The 15,920-nt window shown below is 71.6% G+C and carries 16 protein-coding genes; 5 read left to right on the top strand and 11 right to left on the bottom strand.

Going from position 1 to position 15,920, the window contains the following annotated elements:
• Positions 1 to 115 precede the first annotated feature (115 nt).
• On the bottom strand, positions 116 to 322 hold the full coding sequence (locus tag ACFYYR_RS13875; RefSeq protein ID WP_351512137.1) for a DUF5999 family protein: 207 nt from the start codon (positions 320 to 322) through the stop codon (positions 116 to 118).
• A gap of 305 nt (positions 323 to 627) precedes the next feature.
• Positions 628 to 1,221 (bottom strand): hypothetical protein, encoded by a 594-nt coding sequence (locus ACFYYR_RS13880; RefSeq protein WP_388851449.1) that lies wholly within the window; start codon positions 1,219 to 1,221, stop codon positions 628 to 630.
• A 486-nt stretch (positions 1,222 to 1,707) separates the two neighbouring features.
• On the opposite strand from ACFYYR_RS13880, the gene ACFYYR_RS13885 reads away from it, so the two are divergent.
• Positions 1,708 to 3,210, top strand: a complete 1,503-nt coding sequence (locus ACFYYR_RS13885) for a glutamate-cysteine ligase family protein (RefSeq protein ID WP_388851452.1) — start codon at positions 1,708 to 1,710, stop codon at positions 3,208 to 3,210.
• 379 nt (positions 3,211 to 3,589) lie between these two features.
• Positions 3,590 to 4,333 carry a CPBP family intramembrane glutamic endopeptidase gene (locus ACFYYR_RS13890; RefSeq protein ID WP_388852488.1) on the top strand — a complete coding sequence of 248 codons (744 nt, stop codon included), beginning with the start codon at positions 3,590 to 3,592 and terminating at the stop codon, positions 4,331 to 4,333.
• An 84-nt stretch (positions 4,334 to 4,417) separates the two neighbouring features.
• On the opposite strand, the gene ACFYYR_RS13895 is transcribed toward ACFYYR_RS13890, so the two are convergent.
• A complete protein-coding gene (locus tag ACFYYR_RS13895) occupies positions 4,418 to 5,239 on the bottom strand; it encodes a PhzF family phenazine biosynthesis protein (protein ID WP_388851455.1) in 822 nt (273 codons plus the stop codon).
• 154 nt (positions 5,240 to 5,393) lie between these two features.
• Entirely contained in the window at positions 5,394 to 6,737 is a 1,344-nt protein-coding gene (locus tag ACFYYR_RS13900) for an MFS transporter (RefSeq protein WP_388851458.1), read from the bottom strand.
• Between the two features lie 38 nt (positions 6,738 to 6,775).
• Here ACFYYR_RS13900 and ACFYYR_RS13905 point away from each other — a divergent pair, with 38 nt between their 5' ends.
• Positions 6,776 to 7,399 (top strand): CGNR zinc finger domain-containing protein, encoded by a 624-nt coding sequence (locus ACFYYR_RS13905; protein ID WP_388851461.1) that lies wholly within the window; start codon positions 6,776 to 6,778, stop codon positions 7,397 to 7,399.
• Between the two features lie 207 nt (positions 7,400 to 7,606).
• Here ACFYYR_RS13905 and ACFYYR_RS13910 read toward each other — a convergent pair whose 3' ends face one another.
• The 6 genes from ACFYYR_RS13910 to ACFYYR_RS13935 form a co-directional block, all read right to left on the bottom strand.
• Positions 7,607 to 8,236 carry a dihydrofolate reductase family protein gene (locus ACFYYR_RS13910; protein ID WP_388851465.1) on the bottom strand — a complete coding sequence of 210 codons (630 nt, stop codon included), beginning with the start codon at positions 8,234 to 8,236 and terminating at the stop codon, positions 7,607 to 7,609.
• A 347-nt stretch (positions 8,237 to 8,583) separates the two neighbouring features.
• Entirely contained in the window at positions 8,584 to 9,375 is a 792-nt protein-coding gene (locus ACFYYR_RS13915) for an ABC transporter permease (protein ID WP_388851468.1), read from the bottom strand.
• Positions 9,372 to 10,394, bottom strand: coding sequence for an ATP-binding cassette domain-containing protein (locus tag ACFYYR_RS13920; RefSeq protein ID WP_388852491.1), 1,023 nt, complete (start codon positions 10,392 to 10,394; stop codon positions 9,372 to 9,374). The genes ACFYYR_RS13915 and ACFYYR_RS13920 overlap by 4 nt, the downstream gene beginning before the upstream one ends.
• A gap of 107 nt (positions 10,395 to 10,501) precedes the next feature.
• Positions 10,502 to 11,350, bottom strand: coding sequence for a DUF4097 domain-containing protein (locus ACFYYR_RS13925; protein WP_388851471.1), 849 nt, complete (start codon positions 11,348 to 11,350; stop codon positions 10,502 to 10,504).
• Positions 11,351 to 11,460: 110 nt separating this feature from the next.
• Positions 11,461 to 11,979 carry a hypothetical protein gene (locus ACFYYR_RS13930; RefSeq protein WP_388851474.1) on the bottom strand — a complete coding sequence of 173 codons (519 nt, stop codon included), beginning with the start codon at positions 11,977 to 11,979 and terminating at the stop codon, positions 11,461 to 11,463.
• Between the two features lie 552 nt (positions 11,980 to 12,531).
• Complete coding sequence (locus tag ACFYYR_RS13935; protein ID WP_388851477.1) at positions 12,532 to 12,951, bottom strand: SgcJ/EcaC family oxidoreductase; 420 nt, start codon at positions 12,949 to 12,951, stop codon at positions 12,532 to 12,534.
• Positions 12,952 to 13,296: 345 nt separating this feature from the next.
• On the opposite strand from ACFYYR_RS13935, the gene aac(3) reads away from it, so the two are divergent.
• Entirely contained in the window at positions 13,297 to 14,145 is an 849-nt protein-coding gene (gene aac(3) / locus ACFYYR_RS13940) for an aminoglycoside 3-N-acetyltransferase (protein ID WP_388851480.1), read from the top strand.
• A gap of 600 nt (positions 14,146 to 14,745) precedes the next feature.
• Here the strand turns inward: aac(3) and ACFYYR_RS13945 are convergent.
• Positions 14,746 to 14,868, bottom strand: a complete 123-nt coding sequence (locus ACFYYR_RS13945; RefSeq protein WP_388851482.1) for a hypothetical protein — start codon at positions 14,866 to 14,868, stop codon at positions 14,746 to 14,748.
• Between the two features lie 232 nt (positions 14,869 to 15,100).
• Here ACFYYR_RS13945 and ACFYYR_RS13950 point away from each other — a divergent pair, with 232 nt between their 5' ends.
• Positions 15,101 to 15,694: a PadR family transcriptional regulator gene (locus ACFYYR_RS13950; protein ID WP_388851485.1), complete on the top strand. Its 594-nt coding sequence runs from the start codon at positions 15,101 to 15,103 to the stop codon at positions 15,692 to 15,694.
• The last annotated feature ends 226 nt before the right edge of the window (positions 15,695 to 15,920 follow it).

Raw genomic sequence — 15,920 nt, forward strand, 5'->3', positions numbered from 1 at the left:
GTGCCGGGGCCGGTTCGGCGGTGAGCGCCGGGCCGGCCCCTTGGTGTCCCCGGAGCGGTGTCCTGGGAGTGGTGCGGGTGGAGCGGTGACGGTGGTGTGCCGGGACCGGTGAAGGTCAGGCGGCCGTCGCCACCCGCCCCGTGCCGAGCGGCCGGCGCGGGCCGATGATCCGGCCGTCCGGCAGCAGCTCGCCCGTGTCCTCGAAGAGCAGGACGCCATTGCACAGCAGGCTCCAGCCCTGCTCCGGGTGGTGCGCCACGGGATGGGCGGCCTCCCGGTCGGCGGAGTCGGCGGTCGGGCAGGGAGGCTGGTGCTGGCACATGGTCGGGATCTTTCGCTGAGATGGGGCGGGTGTCCTGCGGCTCGGAGCAGAGTTCATGGTGCCGTCCCCCGTATCGGATCGGTCGGTCCCAGTGTTGCCCCACGCGTGGAATTCCGCAGGGATTTCCCGGGAGCTGTCGTCACTGCTTGATGACGCGTCACTCGTGCGGACGGTTCACCGCAACGGGACCGTCACTTCGGGTGGTTGAGGAATGGCCGGAGTGGGCCATGGCCCGCTCCCGGGCAGGGGAGCGCCCCGCGGCCCCCGGGCCGCGGGGCGCACACATGCCGTGCGTCCCGGAGCGGTCAGGCCGGCGTGCCCATGCCCATCAACGGGGTCGGCGCGACCCGGAGGGTGAGCACCGGCAGCAGATCGGCGACCCGGTGTGCGCGATGCGCCGCGATGCCCGGAGGGGCCGGCGCGAGCGGCACCAGAAGGTCACTCGGCGCGGGACGGCCCTTGGTGGCGTCCGCGCCGGCGTCCCCGTGCAGCCACAGCGTGAGCATGTAGAGCTCCGGCACGGAGAGCAGGCGCGGCTGGTACGGCGCGGTCAGTGCCTCCGCCTGCCGCAGCGCCAGTTCCGTGGAGGCCACGTACGGGCCCTCGAAGAAATGGGAGAACGCCCAGCCGTCCGGGGTGAGCATGGTCTCGGCCGCCGCCACGGCGCGGTCGCCGCTGCGGATCAGGAAGCGCCACCCGGCGAGCCGGGTGCGCGGAGTGCCGCCCCGTGAGGTGACGCGGTCCAGGACGTGGACGGGCAGCGGAAGATCCGGGGTCAGCGGGCCGGTGACGGTGCGCAGGGCCGGGGTGCGCGGATCGCGGACCGCGGTGGGGGAACCGAGGGCCGTGAGCGCGCTGCGCAGGGCGGGCTGGGGTGCCGGGGGGACATGCAGCGGCATGGTGGGTCGCCTCTCACTTCGGAGACACGTGGAGCGGGGCTGTGCGGACGGCGGTGTCAGCAGCGGGGTCAGAGGGGGCCGGGAATCCGTTTGTCCGGCGGCGCACACTCTCTGCCTCGTTCGCGAAGTTTATACGACGGGTGTTCACGCAGTGTTTCGCCTAGCCGACCCGGGCATTGCGGGCAAGTCCGTATTCGGTCTTTACTGCGAGTGGGTTGTACCCATTCTGTCCGCATGGCCCGGCCCGCGGCCTTGCGTTATGTCCCGGGAACGGTAGGCCGATTTCCGTCGGCGTTTCCCACGTGCGCAATGCATCCGGACCGGGACACCACGTTATGCCCATGGAATGTGCCGCATGGTGTGTACGGAGGAGCTTACTGGGCATGCGGTGTCCGCCGGGCGTTATCGATCACATTGCCTGGGCATCATCGACCGTGACACCGGCGGCCGGCGCCGTCGGCGACCCACTCGAGGAGGGACCCTTCGATGGGGGAGAAGGTCGAGGCAGGCGGGTTCGACCTGTCCGATCGGCAGCACTACCGCCGCAAGCTGCAGCGGTGCCTCCAAGCGCTGGACAGGCTGCTGGAGGAGAGGCGGTTCGACCGCCCGAAGAATTTGATGGGCCTGGAGATCGAGCTGAATCTCGCCGGGGCCGACGGGATGCCGCGCATGATGAATGCGGAAGTCCTGGACCGGATCTCCAGCGGGGATTTCCAGACCGAGCTCGGTCAGTTCAACCTGGAAGTGAACATCGTGCCGCACCGGCTGTCCGGGCGGGTTCTGGACCAGCTCGCGGAAGAGCTGCGGACCGGGCTCGGGTATGCCGACCGCAAGGCCCGGGAAGTCTCCGCGGAGATCGTGATGATCGGCATCCTGCCCACCCTGGGGCCGGACGATCTGGTGTCCGGGAACCTCTCCGAGGTCGACCGCTACATGCTGCTCAACGATCAGATTCTCGCCGCCCGCGGCGAGGAGATCGACCTCGACATCGAAGGGGTGGAGCGGCTGCGGTACAGCAGCCGGTCCATTGCGCCCGAAGCCGCCTGCACCTCGGTGCAGCTCCATCTCCAGGTGACCCCCAACCGGTTCGCCGCCGTCTGGAACGCCGCGCAGGCGGTGGCCGCCGTGCAGATCGCCATGGGCGCCAACTCCCCGTTCCTCTTCGGCCACGAACTCTGGCGGGAGTCCCGGCCGCCGCTCTTCCAGCAGGCCACGGACACCCGCCCGCCGGAGCTCCGGGCGCAGGGGGTCCGGCCCCGCACCTGGTTCGGCGAGCGCTGGATCGACTCCGTGCAGGATCTCTTCGAGGAGAACGTGCGCTACTTCCCCTCGCTCCTGCCGATCTGCGGCGAGGACGACCCGCTGCGGGTGCTCGACGAGGGCGGCATTCCCAAGCTGCAGGAGCTCGTGCTGCACAACGGGACCGTCTACCGCTGGAACCGGCCCGTCTACGAGGTGGCCGACGGGGCCCCGCACCTCCGGGTGGAGAACCGGGTGCTGCCGGCCGGCCCCACCGTCACCGATGTCATCGCCAACACCGCCTTCTACTACGGACTCGTCCGCGCCCTCGCCGAGGAGCCGCGCCCCGTCTGGTCCCGGCTGTCGTTCGAGGAGGCGGCGGCCAACTTCGACGCGGCCTGCCGCCACGGCATCGAGGCCCGGCTGCGCTGGCCCCGGCCCGGCCGGTCGGGCACGGTGGCCGAGCAGCCGGCCGTACGGCTCGTCCGGGAGGAACTGCTGCCGATGGCCGCGGCCGGGCTGGACTCCTGGGGCGTCGAACCGGCGGACCGGGACTTCTACCTGGGCGTCATCGAGGAGCGCTGCCGGCGGGGGGTGAACGGTGCCTCGTGGCAGGCGGAGACCTTCCACCGCGCCCTGGAGGGCGGCCTCGACCGGGAGGCGGCGCTGGCCGCGACCACGCGCCGGTACGGCGCGTTGATGCGCGGCGGCGACCCGGTCCACACCTGGCCTCTGGGCTTCCCGGGCTGAATCGTTCCGCCCCGGGCCCTCGGCCGTTCCCGGCCCCCCTTCGTACCGCCGTACCGCCCCCACCGTCGCGACCCGTCTCTCCCCGGAGAGGCGGGTCGCGGCGTTCGGCGGTGGCGGCGGTGCCCTCGTGGTGGCGTTGCCGGTGGGGACGGCGTGCCGGGGAACCGCCCCCGTGCCCGGCGCGGGGGAGCCGTCGGGCAAGCTAAGACGTCCCAGGGTGGTGGACGCGTTCCGTGGCCTGTTGCCGGGCGGACCACCTGTGCCGCGGGAGCGGAACGGTCCGGGGACGGGCCTGGGACGGGACGAACGGGAGGCATGTGTGCAGTCGGAGCCGGGCCGGGTGGCCGAATCGCCGTCCGGGGAGCGCCTGTCGCCACGGATGCTGCGCAGCGAGACGCTGCTGGTCCTCGCGCTGTCGGTGGGCGCCAGCGCGCTGTCGTCGCTCATCAGCTTCCTCGGCTCGGTCACCAAGGAGGGCGGGCTGAAGGACCAGGCCGCCAACCTCAACGCCTCCGCAGCCCCGGGACGTCCCTGGCTCGACCTCGCCTGGCAGCTGTTCGACATCGCGACGGCGCTGGTGCCGGTCGCCCTGGTGGCCCATCTGCTGCTGCGGGAGGGCGCCGGAGGGCTGCGGGCCATCGGACTCGACCGGCGCCGGCCCCGCTTCGACCTGGGGGCGGGCGCCGGGGTCGCGGCCGCGATCGGCGGCACCGGGCTGCTGTTCTACCTCGGGGTGCGCGCCGCCGGCTTCAACCTCACCGTCGTGCCGGAGTCCCTGCCCGACGTCTGGTGGAAGCTGCCGGTCCTGATCGCCTCCGCGGTGCAGAACGCGCTGCTGGAAGAGGTGGTCGTGGTCGGCTATCTGCTGCGCAGGCTCGGGCAGGTGGGCTGGACGCCGATGGCCGCCCTGGTGGCGAGCTCCGCACTGCGCGGCACCTATCACCTGTACCAGGGCATCGGCGGACTGGTCGGCAACATGGTGATGGGCGCGGTCTTCGTGCTGCTGTACCGCAGGTGGGGGCGGGTGGGGCCGTTGGTGGCCGCCCATGCGCTCATCGACATCGTGGCGTTCGTCGGATACGCGCTGCTGGCGGGCAAGGTGGGCTGGCTGCCCACCGGGTGACCCCGGTCGGTGCCCTGAGTGCCCTGCCGCCGCCCCGGCCGGATGCCCGGCCGGGGCAGCGACGGAAGGGCTGCCGTGGCGCGGTCAGCCGGTGGCGAGGAGTTCGCCGTCGATCACCGTGACGGCGTCGCCGGTCAGCAGTGTGCGGTCGCCGCGGAGCTCGGTGCGCACGATGCCGGTACGGGCCGAGGCCTGCAGGCCGGTGACGTCGGTACGGCCGATCCGGGGTGCCCAGAAGGGTGCGAGGGCGGTGTGGGCGCTGCCGGTCACCGGGTCCTCGTCGATCCCCGAGGCGGGGGCGAAGAAGCGGGAGACCACGTCGTGGCCGAGGGACGGGTCGTCCGCGCGTGCCGTGACGATGATCCCGCGGTGACTCAGCCGGGCGATGGCCGCGAGGTCCGGGGCGAGGGAGCGGACGGCCGTCTCGTCGGCCAGTTCGACCAGGAGGTCGCCGACCACCGGGCCGGTGTCGTGGGCGGACACGACGTCCGCGCCGAGCGCCGCGGGGACGGCGTCCGGCACCTCGACCTCGGTCAGCGGTGCGGTGGGGAAGTCCAGCGTGATCGAGCCGTCGTCGGCGGCGGTCGCGGTGAGGGGACCGCCCCGGGAGGTGAACCGGATGGTGCCCGTCGCCGCCCCGGTGATCCGCAGGACGTGCGCGGTGGCCAGGGTGGCGTGACCGCACAGATCGACCTCGGTGGTGGGGGTGAACCAGCGCAGTGCCCAGTCGGCGGCGCCGCCCTCCGGCAGCGGATGCGCGAAGGCCGTCTCCGGGAGGTTGACCTCGGCCGCGACGCGCATCAGCCAGGCGTCGTCGGGGAACGCGTCGCCGTCCAGGAGGAGGACGGCGGCCGGGTTGCCGGTGAAGGGGCGGTCGGTGAAGGCGTCGACGATCCGAATTCTCATGATCGTGAGCGTAGGGCGGGGTGGCCGCCGGGGGACACGGCCAATCCCGTGTCCCTGGCCCGGTGCGGCGGCTGCTTCGAGGGGAGGCGGGCGGCCGTCGGATGCGCCGGAGCTTCCGGACCGCTGCGGAAGGCGGCGCCGCGGGCGGCATCGGTCATGGGCGGGGCGACGTGTCGGCAGGGGGATGCGGGGCTTCCGTCTCCTTGGCCGTCCCGGCCCCGGCCCCGGTCCCGCCTCCGGCCCCGGTCCCGCCTCCGGCTCTGGTCCCGGCTCCGGCCCCGGGCGTTCGGGACTGCGGATGACGCCCGGCGGTGGTGATCCAGGCGAAGGCCAGGGCCGCCGCCAGGTGGCAGCCGGCCGCGGTGCACAGGGCGCCGGGCAGCGACCACTCGGCGAGCGGCCCGGCGGCACCCGCCCCGAGGGCGAATCCGGTGATCTTGAGGCTGGCCCCCGTGGTGAAGACCCGGCCGCGCAGCGGCTCCGGTGCCTCCCGGTGGCGGATGGCGAAGAGGGCGGTCAGCTGCGGGCCTTCGGCGAGGCCCGCGACGGCCATCGCCGTGACGATGAGAGCGGGCCGGCCGGTTGTCGCGAGGAGAGCGCCGGCGGCGAGGGCGAGGGCGCTCCAGCAGAGAACGGCGTCCGGCGACAGCACCGAGGGGCGGCGGGCCAGCAGGGTGTTGGCCGTGAGCGCCGCCGCGGCCACGACGGAGAGCAGGGCCGTACCGAGGCCGGCGCTTCCCAGCGACCGGGTGCCCAGCAGCGGCGCGCAGGTGATCAGCATGCCGCTGCCGACGCAGCAGATCACCGAGGTCACCGTGGCACGGGCCAGCGACCGGGGCCGCACGAGCGCCCGGAAACCGGCGCCCACCTCGCCGAGGAGCTGCCGCGTCGCCGGGCGGAACGGATTCCGGGGCGCGCTCCCCGAGGCCGTGGGGTGGTGTCCCGCCGGCAGCGTCCAGGCGCAGGGGAACGCAGCACAGATCAGTACCGCGGCCACCAGGACACCGGACGGGGCACCGGCCAGGCCGGCCAGCGCCCCGGCGCCTGCCGGGCCGATCAGGCTCGCGGCGTCGTAGGTCATCGCGTCGAGCGCGGTCCCGCGGGGTAGTCGGGCCGCCGGGACGACGCGGGGCAGTTGGGCGGTCCACCCGCCCGAGAGGGCCGGCCCCAGCAGCCCGGCGAGCACCGCGATCAGCACCAGAGGGAGGAGGGGGAGGCGGCCGAGGCCCGCCAGGATCGCGGCCAGTGCGCCTGCGTGGAGGACGAGTGCCCAGGCCAGCAGGTGTCCCGGTCGCCCGGCCCGGTCGAGCAGAGCGCCGAGGACGGGACCGCCGACCGCCGCCGAGACGGTCAGCCCGGCGAGCAGACAGGCCGCCGAGGAGGCCGACCCGGTCGCCGCGAGCCCGGCGAGCAACAGGGCCGGTCCGGACATCTCGTCGCCCAGGCGGGCCAGGGTGGCGCCGACGAGGAAGGAACGGAAGGGGGAACGCGTGGTCATGGCGGGCACGGTACGGAGGTAACGCAGAACATGGCCATATGCGTTACAGTCGCTCGATGCTCTCCCGCAACGAGGACTGGTCCGCCCGGCATTCGGTACGGATGAACGCCCGGCGCACCGCGGCGCTGGTCAATGCCCTGACCGCCGAGGAACCGACGGCCGGTGAGACGGCCGAGGACGTGGCCGCTGCGGTGGCCGAGGTGCTCCGGGCGTACGGGGAGACCGGATCCCTGGAACTCCCGGCGGGCGATGTCGCGGAGCTGCGCACCGTGGCCGTCATGCTGCGGGACGTCTTCGTGGCGGACGGGACCGGTGCCGCCGCCGCTGTGCTGAACCGGCTGCTGGCACGCAGTCCCGGCCCATTGCGCCTCACCGCACACGACGGCGGGGGCCCCTGGCACCCGCACCTGGACAGCGACGACGACGCGCCCTGGGGTGAGTGGTTCCTCGCCTCGTCCTGCCTGGCGCTGATGGTGCTCGTCTGGGACCGGCAGCGTGCGCCCGGTGGTGTCTGTGCCTCGGCCGGCTGCCATCGCGTCTTCGTCACCGAGGGGAGCGGCCCGGCGCGCCGCTACTGTTCGCGGCGGTGTGCCACCCGCGAGCGGGTGGCGGCGCACCGGCGCGCCCGACAGGGTTCACAGGGCTCAGCGGAGAGGCCGTAGTCCGGGGGCTCAATTTCCCTCCCGGGCGCGCCACCGGCGGAGCGCCCGGGAGGCGGTGGCCGGCGTCATGGAAGCGGTCGTGCCCCGGACGCCGGGACGGGGTGGGGACGGTGCCTCGGTGGGGACGGCTCCGGCCGGGCGAGTACGCCGGGGGCTTCGGTCCGGTCCGTGCCCGGTCCCGTCGGACGGCCCTGCTCGCCCCGGTTCTCAGCCCTGCTCGTCCAGCGAGAAGGTCCCGTACTCGGGCTTTCCCGCTCGTTCGTAGGCGCAGTACTGCACGCCCACGCTGCTGGTGCGGGACTCCCTGAGCGTCCAGGCGGACGGGGCGGCGCCCTCGGCGAAGAGCCGTTTGCCGGTGCCGAGGATCACGGGGTTGATGAGCAGCCGGTACTCGTCGACGAGGTCGTGCTGCTGCAGGGTGCGGATGAGGACGCTGCTGCCCTGCGTCATGAGCACGCCGTCGAGTTGCTGCTTGAGCCGTGCGACGGCCTCCGCGGCATCGCCTTGCAGCAGTTGGGAGTTGTGCCACTCCAGGTTGTTCCGGGTCCGTGAGGCGACGTACTTGGGCATGCTGTTGAGCTTCACGGCGATCGAGTTGTTCTCATCGGTGACGCGGGGCCAGTAGGCGGCGAAGATGTCGTAGGTCTTCCGGCCGAGCAGGAGATGGTCGGCAGTGTCCTCGAAAACCCCCGTCATGAGGTCCATGAAGTCGTCGTCGACATAGGGGACCTGCCAGCCGCCGTGCTCGAAGCCGCCGTCGACGTCCTCCTCCGGGCCGCCGGGGGCCTGCATGACGCCGTCCAGGGTGACGAACGCGGTGACGATCAGTCTGCTCATGGTGCTGCCTTTCGGGTGCGGATTCTGCCTGCCCCCGTATTGACTCCCGGGCCGGCGGGAAATCCTCGCCCGCCGCGCGGACCCGGCCGGCCCTGAACCCGTTTCCCCGTTCCCTGTCTGTGGCCCGCGCCGTACTGCCCTGACCGCGCGTCCGGGGCGGAAGCCCGGCTCCGGCCAGGAGCGGATCCGCTCGTGAGGGCTGCGGGAGTGCCGGCCGAAGAGCTCGGCGGTCCGGGCGCGGCGGGCGGCCGTGGACGCTGACGGGGCGGCGTACTCCGACGCGGTGCCGGAGTACGCCGCCCTGGGGCGGGAGGAGTTGCGGGGGGCGGCCTGCGCCCTCCTGCCGGCTATTTCGGGTCGCGGTTGAAGGCCGTGGTCGACCAGAGGTATCCGAGTGCGGTCAGGCCGAGGCACCAGGCGACGGCGAGCCATCCGTTGGCGCCGATTTCGGTGCCGAGCAGCAGGCCGCGCAGGGTTTCGATGGCGGGGGTGAAGGGCTGGTACTCGGCGATCGGCTGGAACCAGCCGGGCATCGCGTCGACGGGGACGAAGGCGCTGGAGACGAACGGGAGGAGGATCAGCGGCATGGCGTTGTTGCTGGCCGCTTCGGCGTTCGGGCTGACCATGCCCATCCCGACCGCGATCCAGGTGAGCGCCAGGGCGACCAGGACGAGCAGCCCGAAGGCGGCCAGCCACTCCAGGGCCGTGGCGTCGTGGGAGCGGAAGCCGATGGCCACGGCGACGGCGCCGACGAGGGCCACGCTGGCGACCGACTGCAGCACGCTGCCCACGACGTGTCCGACGAGCACCGAGCCGCGGTGGATCGCCATGGTGCGGAAGCGGGCGATGATGCCCTCGGACATGTCGGTGGAGACCGACACCGCGGCGCCGACCACGGTGCCGCCGATGGTCATCAGCAGGATGCCCGGCACGAGATAGGCGATGTAGTCGGCGCGGTCGGCGCCGCTGCCGCCGATGCCTGCACTCATCGCGTCGCCGAAGATGTAGACGAAGAGCAGCAGCAGGATGATCGGGGTGAGCAGCAGGTTCAGGGTCAGGGACGGGTAGCGGCGCGCGTGCAGCAGGTTGCGGCGCAGCATCGTGGACGAATCCCGCACGGCGAGGGAGAGGGAGCTCATCGGACAGCCTCCTTGGGCTGGTGGGGCGTGCTGGTGCCGCCGGTCAGGGCGAAGAACACGTCGTCGAGGTCGGGGGTGTGCACGGTCAGTTCGTCCGCCTCGACACCGGCCGAGTCCAGCCGGTCCAGGATCGAGCGCAGCTCCCGCTGACTGCCGTCGCTGGGGATCCGCAGCGACAGCGCCTCGTCGGCGGGGGCATCCTCTGCTGCGAGGCCGGGTGCTTGGGGGAGGGGGGCCTCGCGCAGCGCGGAGGCGGCCCTTCGGTGGGCGGCCGGGTCGGTGAAGCGGAGCCGGACGTGGCCGCCGGGGATGAGCCGCTTGAGCTCGTCCGCGGTGCCCTGGGCGGCGATCCTTCCGTCGTTCAGCACCGCGATGCGGTCGGCGAGTTCGTCGGCCTCCTCCAGGTACTGGGTGGTGAGGAAGACGGTGACGCCGCCGGAGACCAGCTCGCGGATGATCTGCCACATGTTGTGGCGGGAGCGCGGGTCGAGACCGGTGGTCGGCTCGTCCAGGAAGATGATCCGCGGGTCACCGACCAGGGTCATGGCGATGTCCAGTCGCCGCCGCATGCCGCCGGAGTAGGTGCCGGCGGGCTTCTTCGCGGCCTCCGTCAGAGCGAAGCGCTCCAGCAACTCCGCGGCGATACGGCGGCCCTCACGCTTGGACAGATGGTGCAGATCCGCCATGAGGAGCATGTTCTCCTCCCCGGTGATCAGCCCGTCGACAGCGGAGAACTGCCCGGTCACACCGATGGCGGCGCGCACTCCGTCCGGCGACGTGGCGACATCGTGGCCCGCGACCCGGGCCTGCCCGCCGTCGGCGGCGATGAGCGTGGACAGGATCTGCACGGTGGTGGTCTTGCCTGCACCGTTCGGCCCGAGCAGCGCGAAGACCGAGCCGGCCGGGATGGTCAGATCGATGCCGGCGAGGACGGTCTTGTCGCCGTAGGACTTGCGCAGGCCGACGGCGGAGACGGCGGCCTGTGGCGCGTGACCGTCGGACTGGCTGTACGTGGGCATGCTGTACGTGGGCATGCTGGACGTGGGCATGACATGCGAACCCATGGCGTCCTCCGTTTCGAAGGCTGGAGTGGGTGGGGCGGAGCCGGTTGCGGAGAGCTGCGCGCTCAGGCCTTGGCGCGGAGGATGTCGATGTTGCCGTACCGGGTGCGGGCGCGGACCTTGACGGTGTCCTCGGCCTGCTCCGGGCTCTCGGACGCGGTGAGCGTGTTGCGCACCTGGCCGGAGCCCGAGCTGACGTCGAGCCAGGCGGCCGTGCCCTCGCGGACGCCGACCTCGATGGCGCCGTAGGAGGTCTCCAGCTGGACGGTGCCGCGGGCCACTTCGCCGACGCGCAGGGTGCCGTGTGCGGTGGTGGCGGTGACCGAGTCCTCGGCGCGCCGGATGTCGATGTCGCCGTTGGCGCCGCTCACCCGCAGCTCGCCCGTCGCGGCGCCGACCGTCGTGGTGCCGTGCGAGTTCTTCAGGACGGCGGGGCCGTCGACGAGGCCGACGCGCAGGCTGCCGGAGCTGGTGGTGATCTCGGCCGCGCCCTCGACACGATCCACAGTGATGGAGCCGTGGGAGGCGGTCAGCTGCAGCGGGCCGGTCGTGTCGAGGCGGACGTCGCCGGACGAGGTCTTCACGCGGACCTCTCCGAGCCGGCCCTCGCCGAGCACCTGGGTCCAGGCGCCGGTGGTGTCGACGCGTGAGCCGGTGGGCAGTTCGACGGTCACGTCGACGGTGCCGGTGCGGCCGAGGCCGAACGGGTGGGGCTTGGGCGTCCTGACGGTCAGTACGCCGTTCGCGTACGTGACCTCGGTCTGGTCGGCCGTCCGCACGTCCAGGTCCTTCTTCGGCTCGCGGGGCCGCACCTCGACGACGGTGTCGGGGCGGTCGCCCGCGGTGAACTGGAGGGAACCGGCGTCCACGTGCGCGGTGACCGAGATGGCTGCGGGCGTGTCGAAAGAAGGCATGGCTGTCCCGTCCTTGTGAGTCTGTGGGGTGTCCCTGCTGGTGGGACGTGGTGCGGGTGAAGCGGTGTCGGTGACGTGGTGCGGGTGACGTGGTGCGGGCGGGGGCGCGGCTAGCGCACCCAGCCCGTGAAGCTCTGTCCGAGGGTCTGGCTCTTCGCCGTCGTACGCGTCCGGGTGCCGCCGTCGACCGCGGCCGACACGGCGCGCACCAGCCACGCGTTGACCGACAGGCCCTCGCGGTTCGCGGCCTCCTCGGCGCGCGCCTTGAGGTGGGCCGGCAGGCGCAGATTGACGCGGGCGGTGCCGCCCTCGTCGCCGTCTGCCGGGGCCGGGGGTGTGAGCGGCTCGACGGGTCCGGCGGGCTCCGCGGGAGCGCCGTCCTCGGCGGGCGGCGGTGTCACCACGAAGTCGGGGTCGAGCCCGCGCAGCCGTACGTCGACCGAGCCGGGGGCGAGTTCGCGGGTGATCTCGTCCATCGCCGCGGAGAGCACGTTGAGCATGGTCAGCCGGGTCGCCGACTCCAGGGGAGCGGTGAGCCGCTCGGCCAGCTCGCGTGCTTCCTCGCCGCCGGCTTCGGCGGCCACCGCGAGTTCACGGCGGAGGGTGTCGACATACGGGGTGAGGTCCATGGCGTCACTATGGCATCATTTTGGCGCCATGTGCAAGGCCGGGTGGCGTCCGGGTGGGGGCGCGCTTCGGGTGAGGTGTTCTGAGCTGCGGAAACGTGAAGAGGGTGCCTCGAGTCGTGGCGATGTCACGCGTGGTCAGGTGCTCTTTTGAGTGAGGAGTGGCGTCGGGTGACACCGGGTGGTGTCAGGTGGCGCCATGCGGTGCCATCTGGTGTCACCTGGCGTCATCGCGTCTCATCTGTGCCGCTCGAACGCCTCGGCAGGGGCCCGCGTGATCAGGGTCCGCCGGTGTGTCCTCGGGGTCCGGCGGCGCGGCGCGGGGCCGTCCTGGCGCGCAGGATCCGGCTCGCGGGCGATTGCTGTGACCTGCGGCGACCGGATCGGCGGAGGCGCCGGATTGCCGGCAGCCTCAGTCGATCCGGTTCGGCCCCGCAGTGTCGAACTGGTGCTACGCCTGGTGGGGTACGAGGGCCGGCTCGATCCGCGCGCCGGACGGGCGTCCTGCTTCGTCAGGGGTCGCGGCCTCGTTCGCCGGTCGCTGTCAGCAGGCGCTCAGACGATCGGTGTCGTCTGCGACAGGGCGATGCGCCAGTCGTCGCCCGCGCGGGTCATGACGTAGGTCAGGACGCCGGTCAAGGGGGGCTCGGATGCGTCCGCCTCGGATCGTTCGTCGTGGATTGTTTTGGTCAGGCTCACGATGGCGACGTCGGGCGTGGCGAATCGGATGTCGTTGACCTCCAGTGCGGTCCGGATGTCCTTGAGCGGGGAGGAGAGTGCTGCGGCCATGGCGGAGGCGAAGGTCTCACGCCCGAAGAGGCGTCGCCCGCCGAAGTTGATGAGCACAAGGCCGGAGGTGTGGAGTGCCGGCAGCACGTCCGGGTCGATCTGCGCCTTCTCGGTTCGCGCAACGAGCTCGCGGATCCGCTTCTCGTCGACGTCACGGGTGGAGTGAGTGGAGTTCGAGGTGTCCATGGGGGAAACCTAGAACCTCTAGTTAAGTTGAGGTCAACGCTGCGACCGCTGCGGCGCCGGAACTGGCTTTTCGCCACCGGCGCCGCAGCTGAGCAGGTGAATCGCCGACCGGTGTCGGGCGTTCGCGCTGGCTGCACAACAGTCCGCATCACCCGGGGCCGAGTTCGGCTCCCTCGATCTGGACACCAAGGGAGCGAAGCTGCTGTTCCGGATTTTCATCGAGCGGGAGGAACGCAAGGCGACCGCGGCTCGTGGAAGCTCGACTCCGACGACATCGAGAACCGCTGGTCAAAAGGCATCAATTCAGTTGCCCAGGATGCGTGGCTCAGGGATAGGTTCGCGAGCGTGGATGAAATGGACTTACTGCAGCGTGCCGGCGGTCCCGTGGTCCGGAGCCGGATCAGCCGTGACCTGACCGCGCTCGGCCTCGCGGACGGCGACATCGTCATGTTCCACACCCGCATGTCCGCCATCGGGTACGTGGCCGGAGGGCCGCAGACCATCATCGGCGCTCTCCGTGACGTGGTCGGAACGCAGGGAACCCTCATGGTGACCTGCGGCTGGAATGACGCGCCCCCCTATGACTTCGTCACATGGCCACAGGGTTGGCAGTCCGCCCTGCGTGCGGAACATCCTGCTTACGACCCTGACCTCAGCGAGGCGGACCACAACAACGGCCGCCTCCCCGAAGCGCTGCGCCGCTGGCCCGGAGCCGTTCGCAGCCGTCATCCGGATGCCGGTTTCGCGGCCTTGGGGGCGGCGGCAGCCGAGCTGATGGCCGACCACCCCTGGGACGATCCCCATGGCCCGGACAGCCCCCTTGCACGTTTGGTCGGCCGCAGCGGCCGGCTCCTTCTGATCGGCGCTCCTTTGGACACCATGACGCTGCTGCACCACGCCGAGGCGCTCGCCAAGGCCCCCGGCAAGCGGTTCGTGGACTACGAACAGCCCATCCTCGTGCAAGGGCAGCGGGTCTGGCGCCGCTTCCACGACATCGACTCGGAGGACGGGGCCTTCGACTACTCGGCAGTGGTGCCCGAAGGGCAAGAGCCGTTCGAAGCGATCGGCCGGGACATGCTCGCGGCGGGAATCGGCCGGCAGGGCAGGGTCGGCGCTGCCGAAAGCCATCTGTTCGAGGCCGCTGAAGTCATCGACTTCGCCACTGCCTGGATCGAACAAAAACTGAACAGGTAGAGGCGTAGTAACGGTATCCGCCCCGTCTCCGGGCCCGCTGTGATCAAGAGGGGCGGCCAGGACATCCAGAGCCCTTCAGCCCGCTCGAAAGGGGCCGGCGAACCCCGCCTGTACGTCCGACGCGCACTTCGAGGCGGCTCCCGACTGCGCAGGCTCGCCCGGGCTTCCACGGCATGCGGGTCGCGGTCCCGCGTGACATGAGCGGCGTCAGCGGGCCGGATCATCCGGGACGGCGAGCGAATCGGACCGGATCACCTGAGGCGGGGCCAATGCGCAGGAGACGGGACACGGGAGCTGATCTGTCTCACCGGAGTTGGGCCGTGTCTCACTGAAGATGGACAGATGCATCGAAGGTGGACAGCAGGCGCGCGACCGGCTCAAAAGTGGAGCCGGAGTCGGAACTTACCGTCGATGGTGCGCCGACCTCCGACACCGGAGAGGCGCCTGCCGGTGAGACGACCGTAGCCTCGCGCTGACGCCGAGGCCCTGGCCAAGTACTCGATGGATCAGGCGTGACCAGCGCTACCGCGCCTCGGTACACCTTCGGTGAGACGGGTCGGCTGCGCACCTATGCCGAGAGGATCAACTGCGGACCGGGCATCACTCCTGGGCGGAGGCGGTCAACTCCATCATCGCCTGGGCGTAGGTTGCGCCGTCGATCTCCTCGTCGTCGTACTGGCGCATCAGCTCGTCGATCTTGGCCTTGAGCTCTGTCCGGTCCATCGCAATCTCCCAACATGTCAGTGCCGCAAGGTGGGGACAGTAGCGCGACACGTACCGCACGGACGGCGCTTTCCCCAGATCGAGGGCATTTTGCCCTTCCACTCTCGAGCTGGTCGCGCGCCTGCTCCGGTGAGACAGCTCAGGAGCGCATCAGTCGGAGGGCTTGTCGAAAGAATAGTCCCGATATATCGTTGAGGCATCGCGACAGATCAACGATGGAAGGAGCGACATCATGCGTTCCCATGGACACGGACACTGTGGACCCGGCCATCGAGGCCATCGGGGTCAGGGTGACTACGAGGCGCGGCGCGAGGCCTTCGGGCCGTTCGGTCCGCCCTTCGGGGGGCCGCCGTTCGGCGGGCGCGGGCGCGGCGGACCACGCGGCAGGGCCCGGCGCGGCGATGTGCGCGCGTCGATCCTGACGCTGCTCAAGGACCGGCCGATGCACGGCTACGAGATGATCCAGGAGATCGCCGAGCGGAGCGGCGGCGCGTGGAAGCCGAGCCCCGGCTCGGTCTACCCCACGCTGCAGCTCCTCGAGGACGAGGGTCTGATCAGCAGCGCCACCGACGGTGGCAAGAAGCTGTTCGAGCTCACGGAGGCCGGCCGCGCCGAGGCCGACTCCGCGCCGGAGGCCCCCTGGGAGGAGGCCGGACGCGGCGTCGACCGGGAGTCCATGAACGAGATCCGGAAGGCCGGGGGCGGGCTCGTCGAGGCCTTCCGGCAGGTCTGGGCCACCGGTACGCCCGAACAGCGGGAGAAGGCCATCGCCGTGGTCAACAAGGCACGCAAGGAGCTGTATCTGATCCTCGCCGAAGAGGACTGAGCGGCGTCCGTGCCGTTTGGCCGTCGGCGTTCCCGGGACGTCGGCCGGAGAGCCGGTGCCCGGGAACGCCGGCGCGGGCGGCCGTGGCCGCCCGCCCGGATCGCACGACTCGGATCGCACGACTCGGATCGCACGACTCGGATCGCACGGCTCGGGTCGCACGGCTCGGGTCGCACGACTCGGGTCGCACGGGCCGGTGCGGACTCCGGTCGCCTGCGTCGCGTCG

Origin of the sequence: Streptomyces sp. NPDC001922 (assembly GCF_042891165.1) — a bacterium.
GTDB lineage: Bacteria > Actinomycetota > Actinomycetes > Streptomycetales > Streptomycetaceae > Streptomyces.